This window comes from Bradyrhizobium sp. LM2.9 (assembly GCF_054056555.1).
Genome location: NZ_JBSRYJ010000002.1, coordinates 4546298 through 4568641, shown reverse-complemented (window position 1 = coordinate 4568641; position 22344 = coordinate 4546298). Strand labels below are relative to the sequence as shown.

Here is a 22344-nt window from a genome sequence, read left to right as displayed (position 1 = left end):
GGGACCATGACTGACAAGTTGCCCAGAACGAATGCCACGGCCAAGGTGGCCCGCGGGGACGCGCACCCGGCGGCCGGCGAGCCGCTGCTGCGCATCGAGGGCGTTGCCAAGACATTCGGGACGTTCCGCGCCGTGGACGGCGTGTCGCTCGACATCCAGGCCGGCGAGTTTTTCGCGCTGCTCGGACCCAGCGGCTGTGGCAAGACCACGCTGCTGCGCATGCTCGCCGGCTTCGAGGCGCCGGACGAAGGGCGCATCCTGCTCGGCGGCAAGGACATCGCGCAGGCGCTGCCGCATGAGCGGCCGATCAACATGATGTTCCAGAACTACGCGCTGTTTCCGCATCTCACGGTGCGCGACAACATCGCCTTCGGCCTGCAGCGCGCCGGCATGGCGCGCGCCGAGATCGCCATGCGTGTGGCGGAGATGGTCGCGCTGGTGAAGCTCGAAGGGCTGGAGAAGCGCAAGCCCGATCAGCTCTCGGGCGGCCAGCGCCAGCGCGTGGCGTTGGCGCGTGCACTGGCGCGACGCCCGCAGCTCCTCCTGCTCGACGAGCCGCTCGCGGCGCTCGACAAGAAGCTGCGCGAAAACACGCAAGGCGAGCTGATGGAGCTTCAGCGTCGGCTCGGCATGACCTTCATCATCGTCACCCACGATCAGGAGGAGGCGATGACGATGGCGAGCCGGATCGGCGTGATGAGGGACGGTAAGCTCGCGCAGGTCGCGAGTCCCCGCGAGCTCTACGAGGCTCCGCACTCGCGCTGGATCGCGGAGTTCGTCGGCGACGTCAATCTGTTCGACGGTGAGTTCAAGCTGCGCGACGGTCATCGACTGGTGATCGCCACGCAAGGTGCGGGCACGCTGGTGGTCGCCGAGCCGCGGGAACGGGTGGGCGAGAGCCATTTGTCGGTGGCCATTCGCCCCGAGAAGGTGAAGCTGTCCCGCCGCGGCCCGGTGGGCGAGATCGGCCATGCGGTGGCGATCAACAGTCTGGACGGCGTGATCGCCGACATCTGCTATCTCGGCGGCACCACCACTTACAAGGTGAAGCTCGACGCCGGTGGGATGATGCAGGCTGCAGTCGCCAACAGCGCGCGCCTGGACATCGATGCCTACAGCCTGAACCAGCATGTCGTCGCCTGGTTCACGCCCGACGACTGTGTGGTGCTGCCGTCATGAGCGCGCGCCGCATTTTTGCGCGACCGGCTCGCCTTGCCGCCATCATGCCCTATGTCTGGATGGTGCTGTTCTTCCTGGTGCCGTTCGGCTTCGTGCTGAAGATCAGCCTGTCGCAGACGGCGATCGCGCAGCCGCCTTACGAGCCGGTGTTCGACCTGACGCAAGGATGGGAGGCGCTGAAGGCCGCCTTTGCCGCGCTGTCTGTCGACAATTTCAGGCTGCTCGCCTCCGACGACATCTACATGTTCGCCTATGTGCGTAGCCTCACCGTCGCCGTCACCGCGACCGCGCTGTTGCTCCTGATCGGCTATCCCATCGCCTACGGGATGGCGCGGTTGCCGACGCGCTGGCAGGCGGTGGCGATGGTGCTGGTGATCGTGCCGTTCTGGACCTCGTTCCTGATCCGGATCTATGCCTGGATCAACATCCTCCAGCATGACGGCCTGCTCAACCAGATCCTGCTGGCGCTGCATCTGGTCAGCCAGCCGGTGGTATGGCTCTCCACCGACAGCGCGATGTATATCGGCATCGTCTATTCCTACCTGCCCTTCATGATCCTGCCGCTCTACGCCACGCTCGCCAAGATGGAGCCGGTGCTGGAGGAGGCCGCCTCCGATCTCGGCGCGCCGCCCTGGCAGGTGTTCTGGCTCGTCACCTTCCCACTGTCGCTCCCTGGCGTCGGTGCCGGCGTGCTGCTGTGCTTCATCCCCATCGTCGGCGAGTTCGTCATCCCTGATCTCTTGGCCGGCTCCAATTCGCTGATGATCGGCCAGACGCTGTGGCTCGAATTCTTCACCAACAAGGACTGGCCGGTCGCCTCCGCCGCGGCCATCGTGCTGCTGGTGGTGCTGCTGGCGCCGCTGCTGCTGTACGAACGGCTCCAGAAGCGGCAGCTGGAACAGGGGAGGTGAGACGATGCGCAAGATCTCCCGCCTGTCCCGTTTCAACATCGCCTCGCTCGCACTGGGTCTGGCGTTCCTTTATCTGCCGATTCTCATCCTCGTCATCTATTCCTTCAACGCCTCGCGGCTGGTGACGGTCTGGGGCGGCTGGTCGCTGCGCTGGTATCAGGAGCTCTTCAGCGACCGCGCCATGATCGAGGCGGCCTGGATGAGCCTGCGGGTCGCGATCTCCTCGGCGACCATTGCGACCCTGCTCGGCACGCTCGCGGCTGTGGCGCTGTCACGCGGCGAGCGTTTTCGCGGCCGCACGCTGTTTTCCGGCATGCTCTATGCGCCGCTGGTGATGCCGGAGGTGATCGCCGGGTTGTCGCTGCTGCTGCTGTTCGTGGCGCTGAACGCCGAGCGTGGCTTCTGGACCGTGACGATCGCGCACACCACGCTGACGATGTGCTTCGTTGCCGTCGTCGTGCAGTCCCGCCTCGGCTCACTTGATCGCTCGCTGGAAGAGGCCGCCATGGATCTCGGCTGCGATCCCGTCCGCGCTTTTCTGGCGGTGACCTTGCCGCTGATCGCCCCCGCGATCGTCGCCGGCTGGATGCTGGCCTTTACGCTATCGCTGGACGATCTCGTGATCGCGAGCTTCACCACAGGGCCCGGTTCGGCGACCCTGCCGATCCGGATCTATTCCGAGGTGCGGCTTGGCGTGAAGCCCGAGATCAATGCCATTTGCACGCTGGTGATAGGCCTGATCGCGGTGGTCATCGTCATCGCCTCGCTCGCCTCGAAACTGTCGAGCTCGCAGGGCGAGAGCGCGGCGCCATTGTAGTCTCATAGGACGATGAATCGCGCGGAAGAATGGCGTCAACTTGAGGAGGCTCTCACAAATCTGGTTGGGTCGATATCATCTCAACTCTCTCGCAGAGACCGTGAGCTACTGACTGAGTTTATCGAGAATCGAGAATTTGGCGTCGCGCTGGAATGGCTGCACTCGTCAATCATAGGAAATGATCTCCGGCCCTCTTCGGGCCAGCAACTTGAAATTCAACGATTGGCGGCAGTGGTGAATATCGACCTGTCGTAGCCGCTGCCTGCGACAGGTATTCGGGTCGATGATCGCGCGAGATCGAGATTACGACTTCACCGCGCCCGCCGTGAGCCCGCCCACCATGTAGCGGCGGAAGGCGTAGTAGATCGCGGCCGGCGGCAGCGCGTAGATGAAGCCGGTCGTCATCAACAGCTCCCACGGCGAGTCGTCGGCAGCGAGGAAGTTGCCGAGCGCGACGGGGAGGGTGATCTCGCGGTCGTTCGAGAGCAGCAGGAACGCGTAGAGGTATTCGTTCCAGGCGAGCAGCACCGCATAGGTGCCGATCGCGACCAGCGAGGGCATCATCAGCGGCAAATAGACCAGGCGGAAGATCTGGAGGGTGGTCGCGCCGTCCATCACAGCGGCCTCGTCCAGCTCGACCGGCAGCTTGTCGGAGGCCTGCTTGAGCACCCAGATCGCGTAAGGGCTGGCGATCGTCACCATCGCCAGGATCAGCGACCAATGATTGTTGAGCAGGCCGTAATTGCCCATGGTGCGATACATCGGCACCGCGAGGAACGCCGCCGGGATGAAGTAGGTGAACAGCGCGAGGTTCATCACGATGCGCCCGCCGGGCACGCGCAGCCGCGAGATCGAGAACGCTGCCGCGGTCGCGATGACCAGTGTCAGCACGCCGACGGCCGCCGCGATCACCAGCGAATTCCAGAACTGCACGTAGAAGTCGCGCAGGAAGTAATGCTGCTGCTTGAACACGATTTCGAAGTTGTGCAGCGTCGGATGATCCGGCCACAGTTTGCCCGAGAACGCGTCCTCCTTCGGCGAGATCGCGAACAGGAACATGTGATAGATCGGTATCATCGTCCACAGGAAGACGGGAATGCCGATCAGGAGCAGCCGCGATTCGGTCGCGACATCGCGTAGAGAGGGAAGCTTCATCGCGACAACCGTTTCATCATGAAATACATCAGCGGGAGGACGAACGGTACCGCGCAGACGATTGAGGCCATCGCGAGCGAGAGCTGGTCGAGCCGGAGATAGCGGATGCCGAGCGTCGACAACACGTGCGTGAGGTCGGCCGGGCCGCCGCCGGTGAGCAGATAGACGCTGTTGAAGTCGCCGAGCGTCCAGATCATCGAGAGCAGTGTGCAGGTGATGTAGAGCGTCTGCAGCGACGGCCAGGTAATGTAACGGAATTTCTGCCACCAGCTCGCGCCGTCGACCTCTGCGGCCTCGAACAGATCTTGCGCGATCGCAAGGCGTCCGGTCATCAGAATCAGCGTCCAGAACGGCAGCGACTTCCAGATGTGGACGCCGATCGCCATGGTCAGCGCCACGGTCGGGTCGTTCAGCCAATTCGGGCCGTCATCGCCAGTCAAGGAGAAGATGAAGTGGTTCACCATGCCCCATTCGGGGTTGAACATGAAGCGCACCGACAGAATGGTCGGGATCGACGGCACTGCCCAGGGCAGGATGAAGATCACCGAGAGCCATTTGATCCAGGTGCGCTGCTGGGCGAAGAAGCCGGACAGGAACAGCGCGATCAGCATCTTGATGTTGATGCCGATGAGCAGGAAGATCAGCGTGTTGACGGCTGCGCGCGCGAAGATCGGGTCGTTGTAGAGCGCGACATAATTGGACGGGGCCCGCGCCAGCCATAGCCCGTAACCGACGGGGTAGACGACGAAGGCGAGGAAAACGAGCAAATAGGGTGCGAGCAGCACGATGCCCCAGATTTGCGGCGGGGTCAGCCGCGACGACAAGGGCGGTGCAGGGATCGACTGATCGCCAGAGAGCGTAATCGCCATTCTTTTCCGACTCTTCAAAGAGTTGCCGGCCGCGAAACGCGGCCGGTGTTATTCTTATACCTTCCCACGCAGAGCGGGGAGAGGGGTGGGATGAATTAACCCGCGACCTGCTTGATGCGGACGATCAGCTCGTCGACGGCCTTGTCGACCGGCACCTTCTCGCTGACCACCCGGTTCATAGCCTTGGCCCAGACGTTCTCGTTGTTCAGAATCGTGAACTTCCAGTTCTTGGTGAAGTCGAACGGCGCGGTGCCGCCCGTGAACTGGGCATAGACCGCCCTGCGGTGCTTGTCGGCCTGCCAGAACGGGCTGGCCTGGCTTTCCTTCGTCACCGGGAACCAGCGGCCGAGCGCGCCCTCGATATAGGGGCGAACGTTCTCTTCCTGGAGCAGGAAGCTGATGAACTGCTTGGCCTCGGCCTTGTTCTTGGCCGCGGTGAAGACCAGCCCGGTCTTGACGTCGGAGCGGTAGCGAATGGTTGAACCATCCGGTGCCTTGGGGAAGGACGCCGTCACGATGTCCTGCTCGTAAGCCTTCTTGCCGGCGTCGCGCTGGTCCTGCGTGAGAGCCTGGTTCTGGGAATCTTCGTACCATTTCGCCGCGATCGAGATCGTGAAGTTGTGGGTCATCACGATGGTCTTGTTGTGGAAGGCGACGTTGTTGTCCGGATCCTTCCAGGTCGTGGAGGACGGCGGCGTGCAACCTTTGATGTAGGTGTCGGTGTAGTCCTTAAGCGCCTTGATCAGGTTCTCGCGAACCTTGGGATCGTCGACCGTGAGCTTGCCGTCGTCGTCGACCAGCTTGACGTGGTAGGCGTCCATGAAGGTGTAGAACGACTGAAAGGCATCGGTGGATTCCACGCCCATCGGCTGGCCGACGCCATAGATGCGCTGGCCGGTGGCTTTACGGATCCCCGGTTGCACCTTGTCGCACCAGAACGTCCAGTAACCTGCCCAGTCGGTCGGGATGTCGGCGAGCTTGAAGCCGGCCTTCTCCAGCATGTCGTTCCAGATCTCGACATGCATGCTCTGCTGCTTCAGCGGGAAGCCGTAATAGGCTTTCTTCTTGGTGACGTCGTTATAGAGGATCGACGCATCCAGCGTGTTCTGCACGAACCGGCCCTTGATCGGCTCCATCACGTCCGTGAGGTCCTCGAGCTTGCCCTCATAGGCCCACTTGCCCTGCGCCTGCACGTCATAGGAATCGGAATAGGCGACATCGGGCACGGTGCCGGCATCGAGCGCGGCGACCGTCTTCGGAATCATGTCCTGGATCGCGTACTGCGACAATTCGACCTTGATGCCAGTCTTGGCTTCGAACTTCTTGATCGTTTCGAGCAGCGCGTCGTCTTCGGAACGGTAGAAGCCCTTGCCCCACCAGACCGTAATCGTCTTCTGCTGCGCAAATGCGGGTGCAGCGGCTGCAAGCAGCCCGGCCGCAGCGACCGCCAATGATACTGCGCCAATAACCTTGGATTTCACGTTTATCTCCCTCAAACGGCCGGTGTTTTTAACCGGTCGTATAAAACACTAGCCCATGGCCGTCAGCCGATCTAGCGGCATCTTGTCAGACATAGGTCGTGGGTGTCGGGCGAGAGAAGATGCTTAATGTGCGCATCAATCCAATCGCCGCATCAATTCGCCCTGATCAATTCGCGCCGATCGGCTGGTGCCGCTTGATCGCTGTTCCTAGTTGGACTTCGCGCCTTGCTTGGCGTTCTCCGCCGTCGGCGATTCGGCCGGTGCGGGACGTTTTCCGCTGCCGGTGATGCGCTCGATCGCGGAGCGCACCGCGTCGCCCGGCTTGCGGTCCTTGAGCATGTCGAGCAGCGGCGCTGAAGCCGGCGAGCGACGGATCAGGCTTTCCGGATCGGGGAAGATCAGGGGATCGTCCCAGGGGCCCTGCACCACGAAGGGCAATTCGAAGCCCGACGCGCTGTTGAGGCTGGCCACGCCCTTCATGTCATATTCACGCGTCGGCACCGAGGCGGTGCCGGTCATCGTGATCTTCGCCGCAGGTCCTTCGACGCGGATGTCCTCGGCGGTGGCGACGCCGTCGGAGAACTTCACCGCGATGGTGAGATTGTCGTAAGGGGTAGTGCCGTTGCGGAAATTGCCGCCGCCGGACAGCGGCCGCCGCTCCAGCCGCTTCAGGAGCTGCTCGGCATTGAAGCCCGAGATCGCGCCGTCATGTCCGATCACGGTGGCGCTGCCGTCGAGCGACTGCACGAGGCCGAACGGGCTCGAGCCGGAAGCGAGGAGCGAGACGTTGATGTTGCCGCGGCCGGACAGCTTGTTGAGACCGAACAGCTCGGAGGCGCAGGCCTGGAGGTCGACGTCGGTGAACTGGAATTGCGCCTTGATGTCGGCGACGGTGTCGGAGCGCGCGATGCCGAACGAGCCCTTGGCGATACCGCCATAGACCTGGGCCTCGCCGACCGAGAGCGCCAGCGTGCCATTGCGCAAATTCGCGCCGATCGCGGTGCGGCCGAGTTTCGACGCGCCGACCGTCAGCTTGGCTGCCGACAGCCGCATGTCGAGGTCGGTGGTCGACAGGGCGTTGAGATCGAACAGCTGCCTGTTCCAGTCGCGCGCGCCGCTCGCGAGCAGGCGGAAGGTCGAGATATAAGGTGTGAAGTCGAGCACGTCGGCGGCGAGCGTCGCCTGCAGCGTCTGCCGGCCGTTATTGGCGTAGGTCATTACGCCCTCGGCGCTGTTGCCGTCGAGCTCGATATTGACGTTGGTGAGCGCGATCGAGGCGCCGACGACATTGGCGCGCGCCTTCAGCGCGAAGCGGCCGAAGCCGCCGCTGGCAGGCTGCGGCTGCCCGGTCCAGCGCAGCGCGTTGCGCAAGGACGGGCTGTCGATGGTGAGCGTGCCCTCCATCATCGGGCTGGTGCGGTTGGCGACGCTGCCGTCGAACGCGAGCTTGAGCGGGGCGCTCGCGATCCGCGCCTTCAACCCCGAACGGTCGCCGGAAAGGGCGGCGACGAAATCGGCGAAGCTGATCGAGCCGTCGACGCGCTCGCCGCGCCAGTCGAATTGTCCGGTCGCGGCGAAGGAGCGCGAGATCGAGGGCCACGCCAGCGACAGGTCGATGTCCTCGAATTTCTCGGTGCCGTGCGTGGCAGCGTTCTCGTAATTGAGCACGCCGTCCTGGATTCGGATTTCGGAGAACGACACCTGATTCTCGGCGCCGGGCTTCATGGTGCGCGCGATGGTCTGGATGAAGGGCGTCCAGTTGCTTTCGCCGTCCGGCTTCAGGCTGACATGGATGCGCGGCCGCAGCAGCGTCAGGTCGGCGATCTCGAACCGCTGCAGCAGCAGCGGCAGCAGCCGCAGGTTCGCGGTGAGCACGTCGACATGGAGCGCGGGATCGCTGGTGCCGCCACCCTTCAGGCCGACGTCATGGAAGGAGATGTAGCTCGCCGGCAGCACCGAAATGTCGATCGCGCCGTTGACGCTGAGCTCGAGCCCGGTGACGACGCGGATCTGCGCTTCCACCGCCTTGCGCAGCGCGTCGCGGTTGATGAGCCAGGAAGTCGCGATCAGGGCGATCAGCGCGCCGCCGAGCAGCGCCGCGATCGGCGTCCCGAGGCGCTTTATTCCTTGGGCCATGGTCAATGGCATGTCCTGATCGGGTTGGTCGTTGGAGCCAGAAGGGCGGGCCGGTAAACCTGCGTGCCCACACCCGACCCCCGCAACTTGATGGGTTTTCTTGTCGCTTTCAAGGCCACGGACGGTTTTGCCCACGGCGTGGGCAGCTTCTACCACCAGGCTACCGGGCGGAGAACCCCGTATCATTGACGGCTTCGGACGATTTCGCCTAATAATCGCCGCCAATAAGGCGCGACGCCTGCAAGCCGAAGGTTCACTCGAAGGTTATTTGCATGAACAAGGTCTATCCCGACGCCAGGTCGGCTCTCGAGGGCGTTCTGAAAGACGGCATGATGATCATGTCGGGCGGCTTCGGCCTCTGCGGCATTGCCGAGACGCTGTCGGACGCGATCCGCGAGTCCGGCGTCAAGGACCTGACGGTCGTCTCCAACAATGCTGGCGTCGACGGCATCGGGCTTAGCCGCCTGCTCGAAACCAGGCAGATCAAGAAGATGATCTCGTCCTATGTCGGCGAGAACAAGCTGTTCGCCCAGCAATTCCTCGCTGGTGAGCTGGAACTCGAATTCAACCCGCAGGGCACGCTGGCCGAGCGCATCCGCGCGGGCGGCGCCGGCATTCCGGCCTTCTACACCAAGACCGGCGTCGGCACGCTGATCGCCGAAGGCAAGGAAGTGAAGGAATTCGACGGACAGAAATACCTGATGGAGCGCGGCTTGTTCGCCGACCTCGCCATCGTCCACGCGTGGAAGGGCGACACCGCCGGCAACCTCATCTACCGCAAAACCGCGCGCAACTTTAACCCGATGATGGCAACCGCCGCCAAAGTCACGGTGGCCGAGGTCGAGCATCTGGTTCCGGCCGGCGAACTCAATCCCGACCACATCCACACGCCCGGTCTTTTCGTAAAGCGCATCGTCGAGGTCGGAACGGCCAAGAAGCGCATCGAATTCCGCAACACCCGCCCGCGCACCGCCGCTTAAGCGTATCAGGAGATACACATGGCCTGGACCCGTGAACAGATGGCTGCGCGCGCCGCGAAGGAATTGCGTGACGGCTATTACGTCAATCTCGGCATCGGCATCCCGACGCTGGTCTCGAACTACATCCCTGATGGCGTCGATGTCAGCCTGCAGAGCGAGAACGGCATGCTCGGCATGGGACCGTTCCCGTACGAGGGCGAAGAGGACGCCGATCTCATCAACGCCGGCAAGCAGACCGTGAGCGAGCTGCCCTCGACCTCGTATTTCTCGAGCGCTGACTCTTTCGGCATGATCCGCGGCGGCCACATGGACCTGTCGATCCTCGGCGCAATGCAGGTGGCCCAGAACGGCGATCTCGCCAACTGGATGATCCCCGGCAAGATGGTCAAGGGCATGGGCGGCGCGATGGATCTCGTCGCCGGCGTCAAGCGCGTCGTCGTGGTGATGGAGCATTCGGCCAAGGACGGCTCGAAGCTTCTGAAGCAGTGCAATCTGCCGCTGACCGGCGAGCGCGTGGTCGACATGGTGGTGACTGACCTGGCCGTCTTCACCATCGACAAGCATGGCAACGGCGGCATGGCGTTGATCGAGCTCGCCGACGGCGTCTCGCTCGACGAGGTCAAGGCCAAGACCGAAGCCGAATTCCGCGTCGCGCTGAAGAACACGTAAGATCTTGGCAAAAGGGGGCGCGCATGACGATAAGGTCTGCGCGTCCTGAAGACGCCGATTTTATCGCACAAACCATCCTGTCATCGCAGCGCGGCTACCGGCCGCGCGGCTGGTTCGACGTTGCGCTCGGCTGGCCTGAAACACAGTGCCGCGATTTCATCGCGCGCGTCGCGGTCGCGCGTGCTGTGTCGATGTGGCACGTCTCGCAATTTCTGGTCGCCGAGATCGACGGGCAGCCGGGCGCCGCGCTCTGCGCCGTGCCTGCGGCGGGCACGGGACCCGCGGCGTGGCGTGCGATCGAGGAGGTCGGTGCTGCGACCGGGCTCCCCGCTTCGGACCTGGACGCCATCCGCCAACGCGGCGCCTACACGCACGCCTGCTGGGTTCAGGGCGGCGAGGGCGATTGGATGATCGAGTATGTAGCGACCGATCCCGCCTATCGCGGCCGCGGCCTGGTGCAGGCGTTGATCGCGCATGCGCTGGAGAAGGGCCGTGCGGCTGGATTTGCCCGGGCGACAATCTCGTTCCTGATCGGCAACGAGGCCGCCGAGCGCGCCTACGCCAAGGCCGGATTTGTCTTTGCGGAAGAGAAGCGCGATCCCGCCTTCGAGGCGATCATCGGCGCGCCGGGCTTTCGCATGTTCGTGCGGACGATGTGATCGGCCTTGAAATTCAGGCTGCGGCCGCCGCCGGTGGCCGGACGCCTTTGCGCCATGCGGTGATGGTGCAGCCGAAGCGGCCGCGGAACCAGCGGGCCATGGCGCTCTGTGCGGAGAAGCCGAGCTGCACGGCGATGTCGGCCAGCGGCCGGTCAGGGTCGTCGATCAGCTGGACCACGAGATCGGCGCGCTGCGTGTCGTGAATGGCCGAGAAGCTGGTGCCGGCTTCGGCGAGGTGGCGGTGGATGGTGCGGCGGGTGCAGGCGAGGTGCTCGGCCACGCGCTCGACCGTGCAGTCGCCGCTGGCGAGCAGGAGGCGCACGACCTCGTCGACCTTCTCCTCCCAGCTTGCCGGCCGTGTCTCGATCGCCTCGATCCGCTTGCGCAGATAGCTCGCGATCAGCGGATGCGCGCTCGGGATCCGGCGCTCCATGTCGTGTGCCGACAACAGGATCGAATCGTTCTCCGCATTGAAAGTCACACGGCAGCCGTAGAACTCGCGGTAGCGCTTGCGGTCGTGCGGCGGTGGATAATGCAGGTGAACTTCCTGCGGCCGCCAATCGCTGCCGAACAGCGACTGAATGATGCGGTGGACGCTCCCGAGCGCCATGTCGATCGACTGCCGCGGCGCGGTCGGTTGGCGGCCACGCAGATGCAGCGTAACGGTCACGGTCTGCTTGTTGCGGGTGACGTCCAGCTTCATGCCGTCGTGATGGATGGGGATGAAGCGCGAGAAGGCTTCGATGGCTTCGCCGACGGTCGCCTGTTCGCGCACGATCAGGCCAACCGCGCCGAAATTGGTCAGCCCGCCGCGCTCGGCGAGCCGCAAGCCGAAATCTTCGGCCCCGGAAGCTTCTGCCGACAATTCGAGCAGGCGGCGGAGACCGGTGACGGCAATGGGCGTGTCGGGCTTTTCGAGGCAGGCCAGCGGCAGCCTGACCTTGCGCATCATCTGTTTGGGGTCGAGCCCGACCGACCGGGCGACCTCCGGGTAATAGCTCAAGCCTGCGCTGCGAATGAGGTCGGTCATGCGACCCGTTCCAGTCAGCCATTCCCGCAGATGTCCCGAAATGTAAAGTTTCTGTCCCGATCCGTCAAATCCGGAAACAGGGTGGAACATACATAAGTGAAACCGAAGCACTGGCGCGGATGCCGTGCTCACGACGCGGGGCGCTATGAGGCCCTCGGCCGTCTCGGATCATTTGAGCAAGACATTATTGGATCGGGATCATGCCGGGAAACATGCTTTCCAAGGGTGAGGTATTCGTCATCGACACCGACGCCGCCTCCCGAGAACAACTTTCCACCGCGCTCCAACACAGCGCCTATGACGTGATCTGCTTCGCCGACGGTGCGTCTCTGCTGTCGGAAGCCAAGGCGCGGATGCCGGCTTGCGTGCTGCTGGAAATGCCACCCGATCGCTCCGGCCTCGACGTGCTCAAGCGCCTGCGTGAGGAAAACTGCATGGCGCCGGTGCTGGTGACTGCGGCTAACGGCAGCATCGCCATGGCGGTTGACGCGATCAAGAGCGGCGCGGCCGATTTCATCGAAAAACCGTTCCGCACCCACGATATCGTCGACCGGATCGATGCCGCCATCGACGAATTCGCACAGCCCGGCTCTCACCGACAGCGCTGGCTGCCCGGCTGCGAACCCCTGGCCGGGCGTGAAGGCGACGTGCTCGAACATCTCGCCGCCGGCCTCACCAACAAGGAGATCGCCCGACGCATGCATTTGAGCGCGCGGACGGTCGAGGGCTATCGCGCCGGCATCCTGAGAAAGGCCGGCGCCAAGAACGTCACCGATCTGCTCCGCCGCATCTTCGGCCAGGGTTCGTCCACCCAAGTCTAAAGTCTGAAGTCAAAAGCTTCGCCGCGGGACGCCACGTTCCGCGGCCTTGGTGCCGCCGCGGCCGCGCCCCACGGAAACCCCAATCGAACCAGTTCCTTCACTGCCGCGTCTCATCACATGGCGTGGCATCTTTTCGCGCGTCCGGCTGCGGCGCGGCGATATCGGCAGGGAGGAAATTTATGCGCATCATCGCAAAATATCTGGCGACGACGAGTCTGGTCCTGGTGACCAGTGCGGCCGCGTTGCCGTCATGGGCCGCAGACGTCGACGCCACATCGGCGATCGACACCGTCACCGTCTATCCCGATGGCGCCACCGTCACCCGTATCATCGCGCTGGACGTTGCCTCCGGCGACAGCACGCTGGTCGCCAGGGATTTTCCGCTCTCGCTCGATCCGTCCTCCCTCCGCGTCGAAGGCGAGGCGGGCGCAAAACTCACCATCGGCACGATCGATGCGCGGCCGCCGCGTGCGGCGCCGCCGGTCAACCTGTCCGAACTCGACAAGCGCATCGAAACGCTCAAGGACGAGCGCTCCGATTTGCAAGGAGCAATCGATGCGGCGGTTGCGCGGCGCAAATTCGCGCAGCGGTTTGCCGAAGCGTCCCCCGCCGGGCTCGGTGAAAAGGGCGAAGCGCGCCCGATCACCGAATGGCGGGCGGCGTTTGGCGCGGTCGGTGAGGAGATCGCGACCGCCGACACCGCGATCCGAGATGCCACGCGGAAACAGCGCGAGATCGATCGCCAGATCGCGCAACTCGAAGCCGAGCGCTCGGCCAAACCGCCGAGCAAGCTCGAGGTGCGCATTGACGTCGCCTCGGCGGCCGCGACCAAGGCAACGCTGCGTGTGACCTATGCCGTGCGCAACGCGCGCTGGCTGCCGCTCTACGACGCCCGGCTCGATACCGGCGCCAAGGACCGCAAGCCGCAACTCGAACTGGTCCGCCGCGCCGAGGTCACGCAATCGACCGGCGAGGATTGGTCGAACGTGACGCTTGGCGTCTCCACGGTTCGCCTCGGTCGTGGCGGCAGCGCGCCGGAGCTGAACTCGCTGGTCGCGCAGTATTTGCAAGTGCCGAAGCCGCGCGCGTTGGGTTCAGTCTCCGATACGGCAATGCCTGCGGCGGCACCGATGCAGCGAAAGGTGGAAGCCCCCGCCTACGCTGGCAGATCCAGGGAAGATCTTGCGGAACGCGCCGAAGAACAGCAGGCCGTTGCCGAGATCGGCGATTTCCAGGCCACCTTCAGGATTCCCGGCCGCGTCAGCCTCGGCGCCGCCGAGGGCGCCAAGAGCCTGCGCGTCGCTTCGATGAACGTGCCCGCCGATCTCATGGTGCGCGCGGCACCGGTGATGGACCCGACCGCCTTCCTCGAAGCGAGCTTCAAGCAGACTGATGACGCGACACTGCTGCCGGGCAAGGTCGCGATCTATCGCGACGGCGTCTTCGTTGGCCGCGGCAAGCTCTCGGCCTCCGCCAAAGACGACATCGTGCGGCTCGGCTTCGGCGCCGACGACAAGATCAAGGTCGAGCGCGCCGTGCTCAAGCGCAACGAAGGTTCGGCCGGTCTCCTGGTGACAACGTCGAAGACCGACGAGCGCGCATTCAAAACCACCGTCCGCAACGGCCACGACTTCCCGATCAGGGTTGCGATCGAGGATCAGCTGCCGGTCAGCGAGAACGAGGACATCGTGGTGGAGATGCTGCCGGCGACCACGCCGCCGACCGCAAGCAATATCCGCGACCGGCGCGGCGTGCTGGAATGGTCGTTCGACGCCAAACCCGCCGAGGTCAAGGACATCAACTTCGTCTGGCGCATCCGCTGGCCAAAGGACAAGAGCATGGTGATCGTGCCGGCTGGCTAGAGTCCGGCCACTGGCGGCGCCGCGCGCATCGACAGGTCACGTCCAGCCGGTTCGGTTTCGAGAGAGCCGAGCCCTGCTTCGCCTTCAGGAAATCCGCGACGTCGAGCAGCATGAACTCGTCGTCGTCGGCCTTGTTGGGATCGCGGCTGGACGAGAACGGCAGATTGTTATGCGTCTCCTGTTAGCGGATGCCGTCCTATGCAGATCGCGTGTTGCAGTTTTGTGAAACCGGGCCCAACGCCGCCGCCGCGGTTACTCCTTCACCGCGCCGGTCAGTGACGACACGTAATAATCCACGAACAGCGAGTAGAAGATCGCGACCGGCAGCGAGCCGAGCAGCGATCCCGCCATCAACGCCCCCCACTGGTAGACGTCGCCGGTGACGAGTTCGGTCAGGATCGCGACCGGCACGGTCTTGTTGGCGCCGCTCTGGATGAAGGCGAGCGCGTAGATGAACTCGTTCCAGGACAGCGTGAAGGAGAAGATGCCGGCCGAGATCAGGCCGGGTACCGCCAGTGGCAGCGTGATCCGGCGCAGGATCTGCAGCCGCGTGGCGCCGTCCACCAGCGCGCATTCCTCGAGCTCGTAGGGGATCGACTTGAAATAGCCGATCAGCAGCCAGGTGCAGAACGGCACCAGAAAGGTCGGATAGACCAGGATCAGGGCAAGCGGGCTGTCGAACAGGCCGAACTGCACGACCACGGTTGCGAGAGGAATGAACAGGATCGACGGCGGCACGAGATAGGCGAGATAGATGCCGAGACCGACATAGGCGCTGCCGCGAAAGCGCAGGCGTTCGATTGCATAGGCGGCAAGCGTGCTCGCGATCAGCGACAGCGTGGTCGAGCCGATCGCGACCAGCATCGTCGTCCACAGCCAGCGTGGATAGGCGGTATCGAACAAGAGATGCTTGATATGGGCAAGCGTCGGCGAGGAGATCCAGAACGGATTGTGCTCCTTGTAGTTCATCAGCTCCGCGTTCGGCTTGAACGACGTGATCGCCATCCAGTAGAACGGAAACAGCAGGATCAGCACGAAGCAGCCGAGCGGCAGGTAGATCATCATCAGCCGCCGCAGCCCGGAATCCCAGGCCATGGTGTCGGGCGCGGCCTTCGCGTCGGCGGTGGCCGGTTGAGCGACAAGATCAGTCATTGTTCTCTCCCTGCTGCCATTTGCGGCGCGCCAGGCCGAAATATGAGAACAGCGTCGCGAACACCAGGAACGGGATCATCGACACCGCGATCGCCGCACCTTCGCCGAGCTCGCCGCCGGCAATGCCGCGCTGGAAGGCCAGCGTTGCCAGCAAATGGGTCGAGTTGCCGGGGCCGCCACGGGTGATGGCATAGACGAGCTGGAAGTCGGTGAAGGTGAAGATGATGGAGAAAGTCATGACGATGGCGAGGATCGGCATCATCATCGGGAAGGTGATGTAGCGGAAGCGCTGCCAGGCGGTGGCGCCATCGAGCATCGCGGCCTCGTACAGCGAGGGCGAGATGGTCTGCAGCCCCGCCAGCAGCGAGATCGCGACGAAGGGAATGCCGCGCCAGATGTTGGCGGCGATCAGCGAGAAGCGCGCCGGCCAGGGCGAGCCGAGGAAGTCGATATTGGTCGTGCGCCAATGCAGCACGTCGACCAGAAGGTAGGAGATGATCGAGAACTGCGGATCGTAGATCCACCAGAACGCCAGTGCCGACAGCACCGTCGGCACGATCCAGGGCATCAGGATGATCGCACGCAACAGGCTCTTGAGCGGAAAATGGTTGTTGAGCAGCAGCGCGAGCCAGAAGCCGAGCGCGAACTTCCCGAACGTCGCGATCGCCGTGTACACCACGCTGTAGAACACCGCGTTCCACCACAGGGAATCGGTGAGCAGATACTGGAAGTTCTCCAGGCCGACGTAGACGCCTTTTCTGCCGATCGTTGTGTCGGTGAAGGCGAGCCAGATGCCGAGGCCCAGCGGATAGGTCAGGAACACCGCGAGCAGCCCGATCGCGGGTGCGAGGCACATCACGATCAGGAACGGCTTGTAGTCGAACAGGCGTACCAGCCAGGATGGCTGCCGCTGTGCGAGTACGGGGGAGGAGAGGGTGGTCACGGACATCGGTCAGGCGTCCTGTTCTAGACTGTCACCACATCCGTCATTGCAATCGAAGCGAAGCAATCCAGTCTGTCTGCGCAGTTACAGTCTGGATTGCTCAGTCGCTTCGCTCTCGCAATGACGGTCGCTTTATCGTCGGGCGTTATTTCTGGCGCCGGAAGTACCGCTTGCTGCGCTGCTCGGCTTCCGCGGCCGCGGCTTCCGGCGTGGCAGCGCCGGTCGCAACGGACGCGAACATCTGAATCAGCACATAGTCGGCGCTGACGGCACCGGTCGCCGTCGAGATCGGGCCGGCGTAGCCGTCATAATAGGTGCTGTTCATTGTGTCCTTGAACAGCTTCACCTTGGGATCCTGCGCCCACACGCCGGCCTCGCCATAGGCGGCCAGCGGCTGAGACCAGTAGCCGGAGTTGGCGTTGAGCCAAGGCTCGTACTGGTCCTTTTCCAGCATGTATTGCAGGAAGGACTTTGCGGCGTTGGGGTACTGGCTGTGCTTGAACACCATGGCGTTCAGGGTCAGGCCCGCCATCGGAGAGACCTTGGCCAAGCCCTTCGGCAGCAACTGATGCTCGCTGTCGTCGGCGATCGCCTTGGTCGCGGGATCGTTCTTCAGCGAGAAATACAGCGAGACGCCGTTGGCGGTCAGCGCGATCTCCTGCGCGGCGTAGGCGCGGTTGTTGCTGACGTCATTCCATGACGTCGTGCCGGCGATGAAGGTAGGGTAGAGCTGCTTGACCCAGTTCAGTGCGGCGATCGTCTCCTTGCTGTTGATGACGACGTTGCCCTCTTCGTCGAGCAGGGCCGCGTTGTGCGACCACAGCGCCCAGCTCGCGAAGCCGTTGCCGTCGCCCTTGGCATTGCCGAGCGCGAAGCCTGCCGGCTTGCCGGCCTTCTGGAGCTTCCGGCACAGGTCGAGGATTCCGGCATGGTCTTCCGGCACCTTGTCGAAGCCCACCGATTGCAGGATCGATTTGCGGTAGATCAGGGGCCCCGCGGTGGCGCCAAACGGCAGCCCGATCCAGGTGGGGCTCTTGTTCTTCTTGCCGTAGCGCTGCGCCAGCGGCAGCCAGCCGCCGTAGCGCTTGCCGAGATAGTCGGCGACGTCGGTCAGCTCGACCAGCTTGTCAACATAGATGTGCGGTGCGTCGGAGAAGCCGATGATGATGTCGGGACCGGCGCCGGAATTCGAGGTCACCGCAGTCTGCTGGTTGATGTCTTCCCAGCCGACGAAATCGACCTTGACCTCGACACCGGTCTCCTTGGTGAATTTTGCCGCATTGGCGCGGAACACGTCTTCGTCGGCCTGGACGAAGCGTACCGGTCGCAGCATGCGCAGGGTTGCGCCTTTCTCGATCGGCAGTTTCGGTGCGGGGACGTCGGCGGCCTTGATCGCGGATTGGGCGTTTGCCGGAGCACCGGTTGCCGCGATCGCGGCAGCGGACAGGCCCAGCGCCAAGGCATCACGACGTGTGATGTCGTTCCTCATCGATTTCTCCCTATATGTTTCCCTTCCCGGCGTTGATCGCCGGTGAAGGGTCTTTTCGGTTTCCGGCGCGCCTGGCGGCCGGCCGCCTAGCTGTTCGGACCGCGGTCCATGCTGACAGGCTGCCAGCGGCGGAGCGCGGTGTCTTGCAGCACCGACGGATTGACGCAGCTTACCGGCCACATGCCCTGAAGCACCAGTGACAATTCGTAGCCCACCCGGCGCTTGCGCGCCTCGTCGAACCGTGCCGAGGCCGAGGCGACATGGGCGGTCAGGGTCACGTTCTCCATGCCGAGCAGCGGATTGTTGTGCGAGGGCGGTTCCTTCTCCAGCACGTCGAGGCCGGCATGGGCGATCCAGCCCTCCTGGAGCGCCTTGATCAGGCTCTCCTCGTCCACAGTGGCGCCGCGGCCGGTGTTGATGAAGACCGAGCCCTTCTTCATCTGCCGGAAGTGCTTCTCGGTGAGCATGTGATGCACCTCCGGCCGGGCGGGGGCGTGCATCGAGACGAAATCGGATTGCGACAACACCTCGTTCAGCGTTGCCGGGATCACGCCGTGGTCGGACATCAGCGTTTCCTGGATGAACGGATCGTAGGCAATCATGCGCAGGCCGAACGGCGCCGCGCGCTTCGCAACCGCGCGCGCGACGCGGCCGAACGAGACGAAGCCGAGCGTCTGGCCCATCAGCCGCGGAATCTTCGACAGCGCCGGCCGGCCCTCGGCCCAGCGGCCGCTGCGCACCATCCGGTCCTGCTCGACCAGCCGGCGGAAGCCGGCGAGCAGCAGCATCATGGCATGGTCGGCGACCTCCTCGATGAAGGTGTCGGGGATGTTGGTGACGGGAATGCCGCGCGCCGTCGCGGCCTTGATGTCGACGCTGTCGACGCCGACGGAGCCGAGCGTGATGACTTTGCAGGTCTCCAGAGCGTCGATGATCGTCTTGGTGATCGGGATGCCCTTGGCGTAGATGGCGTCGGCGGTCCTCGCGGCGGCGATGAACCCGGCCTCGTCGGCAGGAGCCTCGACGATCTCGGCGTCGATCGGATCGAGCGCCTCGCGCTCGTAGGAATAATCGCTGCTCGCGACGGTGAAGCTCGCGCCCTTCGGCGTCACCACCCTGTATTTCGGCATGTCCTGCTCCCGATTTGGTTTCTTGTTGGGGCCCGGCCTTCGCGCGGGCCTTCGCGCCTTTTACGCGAAATCGGGCAGGTCGCGTACAATTCCCAGTTGTCGTTGAGGTGATTTATACGACCGGTTCGACCCCTTCTCCGGGCTTCTACGGGGCGTCCCGTAACAGGTTGCTAAGGGGTCCCCACTAAAACTTGATTTAATTTCGACCGACTCACTCGCGCGTCCTTATCCCTTTGTTGCCGGAGCCTCCCGTGAAATTGAGCAATCTGAAGATCGCCCCCAAGCTCGGCATTCTTGTCGGCGTCACCTTGTTTGGCCTGTGTATTTCCGGGGTTCTTGCCGGCTATCTGATGAAGCGCGAGATGGTGAATGCGCGCATCGACCAGGCCAAGGCCATCGTCGAGATGGGTCGCAACTATGCGATTACGCTGAAGAAGCGCATCGACGCCGGCGAGCTGACGAAGGACGCCGCGATGACGGAGCTTCGGCGCTATGGCAACGCGATGACCTACGACAAGGGCGCCGGCTATCTGTTCGGCACCTCCTATGATGGCATCACGCAGCTCGCGCCCGATCCCAAGCAGATCGGTATCGATCGCATGGACGTCGAAACCAACGGCCGCAAGCTGAACCGCGAATTGATGGCAGGCGTGAAGGCCAACGGCGACACGATGCTGTATTATGAATATGTGAAGCCCGGTCAGGACACGCTGATCCGCAAGATCGGCTATGCGATGGCAGTCCCCGGTCTCGACATGTTCATCGGCACGGGCGCCTATCTCGACGATATCGACGCCAAGATGGGCCCGGTCTACTGGCTGCTTGGCTTCGCCATGCTCGGCATCATGATCGTCGCCGGCAGCGTTGCCTGGCTGATCGGCCGCAGCATCAGCCGTCCGCTCGCGCTGCTCGGTACCCGCATGAAGGATCTCGCCGACGGCAAGCTCGAGGGCGACATCCCCGGTGTCGGCCGCAGCGATGAGGTCGGCGCGATGGCTTCGACCGTCCAGATATTCAAGGACAACGCCGTTCGCATTCGCGGTCTGGAAAGGACCGAAGCGGATGCCAAGGATCGCTCCGCGGCGGAACGTCGCAGCACGATGGAGGGTATTGCCAGCGACTTCGAACGCAGCGTCAACGGCATCGTCCGCTCGGTCTCCTCGGCCGCGACGGGCATGCAAGCCACGGCGCAGTCGATGACCGCGACCGCCAGCGACGCCTCTACGCGTGCGGCGACTGTCGGCGTGGCCTCACAGAGAGCGTCGGGCAATGTCGGCACGGTTGCTGCGGCCGCGGAAGAGCTGTCGAGCTCGGTTGCGGAAATCTCCCGCCAGGTGACGCGCTCGACCGAGGTGGCGAGCCGCGCCGTCAACGACGCCGAACGCACCAATGCCACGGTGCAGGGGCTCTCCACCGGCGCCGAGAAGATCGGCGAGGTGGTCAAGCTGATCCACTCGATCGCCGCGCAGACCAATTTGCTCGCCCTCAACGCCACCATCGAGGCGGCCCGTGCAGGCGAATCCGGTCGTGGCTTCGCCGTCGTCGCCTCCGAGGTCAAGGCGCTTGCCAACCAGACCGCGAAGGCGACCGAGGAAATCTCCGCCCAGGTTGCGGCAATGCAGACCTCGACCAGCGATGCGGTCGCAGCCATCGGCGGCATCACCCAGACCATCGCCGAGATGAGCGAGATCACCGCGGGCATTTCCGCGTCGATCGAGCAGCAGGGCGAGGCCACCCGCGAGATCGCCCGCAACATCCAGTCGGTCGCGGCCGGCTCGAGCGAGATCAACACCCATATCGGCAGCGTCGCCTCGGCCGCGGAAGCCACCGGTACGGCCGCCTCCGACGTGCTCACCAACGCCCGCGAGCTGGACAACCAGTCCGGCGCGCTGCGCAGCGCGGTGGATGGCTTCCTCGCCAAGGTGCGCGCGGCGTAAGACAGGTTCTCGTGCCCCGGACGCAGCGCAGCGCTTCTTCAGCGGTGCGCTGCAGAGCCGGGGCCCATGCCTGTCGCATTCTGGGTCCCGGCTCTGCGTCGCACCGCTTCGCGCTGCGCCGCGTCCGGGACACGAGACCGTCCTACTGCTTCTCGATCCCCGCTTCCCGGATCAGCTTCTCCCACAACACCAGCTGCTCGTTCACGAACGTGCCGAGCTGCTCCGGCGTGCCCGAAAATGCGTCCATGCCGAGGGTGGCGAGCTGGGCCTTGATCTCCGGCTTCTCGACGATCTTCCGGATCTCGGCGTTGAGCCGCGTCACGATTTCCTTGGGCAGACCGGCGGGACCGAAATAGCCCTGCCACGACGAGATGTCGAAGTCCGGCACGCCGGCCTCCTGCATCGAGGGCAGGGTCGGCACCAGCGATGAGCGGTCCTTGGTCGTGACAGCGAGCGCACGTAGCGCGTTGCCCTGGACGTGGGGCAGGCCGGTCAGGATATCCACGAACATCATCGAGACGCGGCCGCCCATGACGTCGTTGAGCGCCGGCGGCGAGCTCTTGTAGGGCACGTGCAGGAGGTCGAGCCCGGCATTGTGCGCAAAGGTCGCGCCTGACACGATCGCCGAGGACGAGCCCGAGGCGTAGCTCAGCTTGCCGGGATTGGCCTTGCCGTAGGCGACCAGCTCGCCGACGGTCTTGGCCGGTACTTCCGGGTGGATCACCAGCATGAAGGGCAGGTCGCCGGTGCGCGCGATCGGGGTGAAGTCCTTGACCGGATCGTAGGTCAGGCTTTTGAGCAGATAGGGATTGGCCGAATGCGTGGTGTTGGTGGTCACCAGCAGCGTGTAGCCGTCGGGGGCGGCGCGCGCGACATAGGTCGCGGCGATCATGCCGTTGGCGCCCGCCTTGTTCTCGATGACGATGCCGACGCCGAGCGCCTGTGACAAATGCTGCGAGATCAGCCGCGTCGTGGTGTCGGTGCCGCTGCCGGCCGCAAACGGCAGCACCAGCGTGATGTTGCGGCTCGGATAATTGTCGGCCTGCGCAGCGGATGCGGCGGCGAGACAAAGCGCGGCGGTGCCGACGGCACGCAGGTTTCGGATCAACGCTGAAAGCATGTCT

19 protein-coding genes are annotated in these 22344 nt (G+C 64.0%); 9 read left to right on the top strand and 10 right to left on the bottom strand.

Annotation, left to right across the window (positions count from 1 at the left end; all coding sequences use genetic code 11):
- Positions 1 to 6: 6 nt before the first annotated feature.
- The 3 genes from ACVWW3_RS23855 to ACVWW3_RS23845 are packed head-to-tail and all read left to right on the top strand — an operon-like array spanning position 7 to position 2907.
- A complete protein-coding gene (locus ACVWW3_RS23855) occupies positions 7 to 1179 on the top strand; it encodes an ABC transporter ATP-binding protein (protein ID WP_456648458.1) in 1173 nt (390 codons plus the stop codon).
- A complete protein-coding gene (locus ACVWW3_RS23850; protein WP_247343167.1) occupies positions 1176 to 2090 on the top strand; it encodes an ABC transporter permease in 915 nt (304 codons plus the stop codon). Before ACVWW3_RS23855 ends, ACVWW3_RS23850 begins: the two co-directional genes overlap by 4 nt.
- Before the next feature lie 4 nt (positions 2091 to 2094).
- The gene (locus ACVWW3_RS23845; RefSeq protein ID WP_456648459.1) at positions 2095 to 2907 is read left to right on the top strand and encodes an ABC transporter permease; all 813 of its coding nucleotides are present in this window, start codon (positions 2095 to 2097) and stop codon (positions 2905 to 2907) included.
- A 303-nt stretch (positions 2908 to 3210) separates the two neighbouring features.
- On the opposite strand, the gene ACVWW3_RS23840 is transcribed toward ACVWW3_RS23845, so the two are convergent.
- The 4 genes from ACVWW3_RS23840 to ACVWW3_RS23825 all read right to left on the bottom strand — a co-directional run bounded on the left by ACVWW3_RS23840 (position 3211) and on the right by ACVWW3_RS23825 (position 8548).
- Entirely contained in the window at positions 3211 to 4062 is an 852-nt protein-coding gene (locus ACVWW3_RS23840; RefSeq protein ID WP_247343175.1) for a carbohydrate ABC transporter permease, read from the bottom strand.
- Positions 4059 to 4931 (bottom strand): carbohydrate ABC transporter permease, encoded by an 873-nt coding sequence (locus ACVWW3_RS23835; RefSeq protein WP_247343177.1) that lies wholly within the window; start codon positions 4929 to 4931, stop codon positions 4059 to 4061. The genes ACVWW3_RS23840 and ACVWW3_RS23835 overlap by 4 nt, the downstream gene beginning before the upstream one ends.
- Positions 4932 to 5026: 95 nt before the next feature.
- Positions 5027 to 6412: an ABC transporter substrate-binding protein gene (locus ACVWW3_RS23830; RefSeq protein ID WP_247447518.1), complete on the bottom strand. Its 1386-nt coding sequence runs from the start codon at positions 6410 to 6412 to the stop codon at positions 5027 to 5029.
- A gap of 207 nt (positions 6413 to 6619) precedes the next feature.
- Positions 6620 to 8548 (bottom strand): AsmA family protein, encoded by a 1929-nt coding sequence (locus tag ACVWW3_RS23825; RefSeq protein WP_456649759.1) that lies wholly within the window; start codon positions 8546 to 8548, stop codon positions 6620 to 6622.
- 272 nt (positions 8549 to 8820) lie between these two features.
- Between ACVWW3_RS23825 and ACVWW3_RS23820 the strand changes: the two genes are divergently transcribed.
- From ACVWW3_RS23820 to ACVWW3_RS23810, 3 genes are read left to right on the top strand one after another with little or no spacing between them, the layout of a single operon-like run.
- A complete protein-coding gene (locus ACVWW3_RS23820) occupies positions 8821 to 9528 on the top strand; it encodes a CoA transferase subunit A (RefSeq protein WP_247343184.1) in 708 nt (235 codons plus the stop codon).
- An 18-nt stretch (positions 9529 to 9546) separates the two neighbouring features.
- Positions 9547 to 10197: a CoA transferase subunit B gene (locus ACVWW3_RS23815; RefSeq protein WP_247343187.1), complete on the top strand. Its 651-nt coding sequence runs from the start codon at positions 9547 to 9549 to the stop codon at positions 10195 to 10197.
- 23 nt (positions 10198 to 10220) lie between these two features.
- On the top strand, positions 10221 to 10856 hold the full coding sequence (locus tag ACVWW3_RS23810) for a GNAT family N-acetyltransferase (RefSeq protein WP_456648460.1): 636 nt from the start codon (positions 10221 to 10223) through the stop codon (positions 10854 to 10856).
- A gap of 13 nt (positions 10857 to 10869) precedes the next feature.
- On the opposite strand, the gene ACVWW3_RS23805 is transcribed toward ACVWW3_RS23810, so the two are convergent.
- Complete coding sequence (locus ACVWW3_RS23805) at positions 10870 to 11886, bottom strand: AraC family transcriptional regulator (RefSeq protein ID WP_247447523.1); 1017 nt, start codon at positions 11884 to 11886, stop codon at positions 10870 to 10872.
- Positions 11887 to 12086: 200 nt separating this feature from the next.
- Here ACVWW3_RS23805 and ACVWW3_RS23800 point away from each other — a divergent pair, with 200 nt between their 5' ends.
- Together ACVWW3_RS23800 and ACVWW3_RS23795 are read left to right on the top strand one after the other, a co-directional pair.
- Positions 12087 to 12707 (top strand): response regulator transcription factor, encoded by a 621-nt coding sequence (locus ACVWW3_RS23800; protein WP_456648461.1) that lies wholly within the window; start codon positions 12087 to 12089, stop codon positions 12705 to 12707.
- A gap of 179 nt (positions 12708 to 12886) precedes the next feature.
- Entirely contained in the window at positions 12887 to 14569 is a 1683-nt protein-coding gene (locus ACVWW3_RS23795; RefSeq protein WP_456648462.1) for a mucoidy inhibitor MuiA family protein, read from the top strand.
- A gap of 252 nt (positions 14570 to 14821) precedes the next feature.
- Here ACVWW3_RS23795 and ACVWW3_RS23790 read toward each other — a convergent pair whose 3' ends face one another.
- The 4 genes from ACVWW3_RS23790 to ACVWW3_RS23775 form a co-directional block, all read right to left on the bottom strand.
- Positions 14822 to 15721 (bottom strand): carbohydrate ABC transporter permease, encoded by a 900-nt coding sequence (locus ACVWW3_RS23790; RefSeq protein WP_456648463.1) that lies wholly within the window; start codon positions 15719 to 15721, stop codon positions 14822 to 14824.
- Positions 15714 to 16670: a carbohydrate ABC transporter permease gene (locus ACVWW3_RS23785; RefSeq protein WP_247343201.1), complete on the bottom strand. Its 957-nt coding sequence runs from the start codon at positions 16668 to 16670 to the stop codon at positions 15714 to 15716. Before ACVWW3_RS23785 ends, ACVWW3_RS23790 begins: the two co-directional genes overlap by 8 nt.
- Positions 16671 to 16809: 139 nt before the next feature.
- On the bottom strand, positions 16810 to 18153 hold the full coding sequence (locus ACVWW3_RS23780; protein ID WP_456648464.1) for an ABC transporter substrate-binding protein: 1344 nt from the start codon (positions 18151 to 18153) through the stop codon (positions 16810 to 16812).
- An 86-nt stretch (positions 18154 to 18239) separates the two neighbouring features.
- Positions 18240 to 19283, bottom strand: a complete 1044-nt coding sequence (locus ACVWW3_RS23775; protein ID WP_354106096.1) for a C-terminal binding protein — start codon at positions 19281 to 19283, stop codon at positions 18240 to 18242.
- 251 nt (positions 19284 to 19534) lie between these two features.
- Here ACVWW3_RS23775 and ACVWW3_RS23770 point away from each other — a divergent pair, with 251 nt between their 5' ends.
- On the top strand, positions 19535 to 21220 hold the full coding sequence (locus tag ACVWW3_RS23770) for a methyl-accepting chemotaxis protein (protein ID WP_456648465.1): 1686 nt from the start codon (positions 19535 to 19537) through the stop codon (positions 21218 to 21220).
- 142 nt (positions 21221 to 21362) lie between these two features.
- Here the strand turns inward: ACVWW3_RS23770 and ACVWW3_RS23765 are convergent, their stop codons facing one another.
- Positions 21363 to 22340, bottom strand: a complete 978-nt coding sequence (locus tag ACVWW3_RS23765) for a Bug family tripartite tricarboxylate transporter substrate binding protein (RefSeq protein WP_456648466.1) — start codon at positions 22338 to 22340, stop codon at positions 21363 to 21365.
- Positions 22341 to 22344: the final 4 nt, after the last annotated feature.